Here is a 1,390-nt window from a genome sequence, read left to right on the forward strand (position 1 = left end):
TTTTTTCGTTTTGTCTGCTGTAATCCATTTGAAAATTCGTTTGCGAGATGCCGAAAATTTGCATAATTGGAAACGCAAGCGGGTTACACCCGTATTTCATATGCTAGGATTTAACATAAAAAGGGACAGAGATCGGGGGATTGATGGAATGGAAACTATTTCAGCAGCGGTGATCGGTCAAAAGATAAATGAGTGGTATCGACATATAAAAAAACTTAATGTGACAGATGCTGAAATGCTTCGGAGCGAGATAAGAGAAGAATTGGATATGATGGAAGAAGATGAGCAAGCTGTTCTTTATTTTCAGCTTATGGAATTTCGCCACGAACAAATGCTTGAATACATGAATCTAGGAGCAAGGAAAGTAAACAAAGCGGAGTACCTGCGTTCAGTGGAAGGGCAGGGACGAAAGTTTACTGGAATCTTGGAATACTACTTTAATTTTTTCAGAGGGATGTTTGAGTTCTCGCAAGGTGATTATATTACTGCGATTACTTTTTATAGACAAGCAGAAAAGCGTTTAGACCGGGTCGCAGATGAAGTTGAAAGAGCAGAGTTTTATTTCAAGATGGCAGAGATTTTCTATCACATGAAGCAAACTCAAATGTCTATGTATTACATCATGTTGGCTCTTGATACATATAAGGTACACCCGACATATCTTGTCCGAGAAATTCAGTCTCGCTTTGTTGTTTCAGGAAATTATGTTGATCTTAATAGTGCTGAAAAGTCACTCCCTCATTTAGAGAAAGCATTAGAGAAGTCACATGCGATTAAGGATGAACTCATGATTGGTATGAGTTTAATCAATTTGGGTAACTGTTACTCTAGCTTAGAGAAGTATCAAATAGCATTAGATTATTTTGAGGAAGCTCAAATTTATTTGAAAAGTCATGTTCATATGCGAGCTATTTTTTATCAACTGGCTCTTATTAATTTCAAAATGGGAAACGGTGAAATTGGAAAAGAGTATATTCAAAAGGGTATTGAATTTCTTGAAAAGGAACCCGATGAATTATTTGAGTCTTTATACAAATTTCTTGTAAGTCTATATATAAAGCCACTGTGTCTTGACGATCTGAAGGATATTCTCAAGCAGTTTGATGACATTAGGGGTTATCCATATTTGGAAGAACTGGCATTAGAGTCCGCAGAATTTTATACTGAACGTGGGCGTATGGAGGATTCTGTATATTTGTATCAGCAAATGGTGTACGCCCAAAAACAAATTCGAAGGGGCGACTGTTTGTATGAGCATTAAAAAGAGCTTTGCTTTAGCTGGTCTTGCTATCACTATGTTGGTTGGTGGTTCATATCTCAATCATACAGAGACTAGTATGGAGTTGGCTATTCGATTTGTAACGTGAAACATGACAGACCTTTAGGGTCT

The 1,390-nt window shown here is 37.1% G+C and carries 1 protein-coding gene; it reads left to right on the forward strand.

The window, feature by feature from the left end:
* Nucleotides 1-1,261: hypothetical protein (locus tag ACTJKA_RS19740; protein WP_440607918.1), on the forward strand; the 1,261-nt coding region annotated here is incomplete at its 5' end.
* Nucleotides 1,262-1,390: the final 129 nt, after the last annotated feature.

It is taken from the genome of Bacillus sp. 22190, assembly GCF_052045575.1.
GTDB lineage: Bacteria > Bacillota > Bacilli > Bacillales > Bacillaceae > Bacillus > Bacillus altitudinis.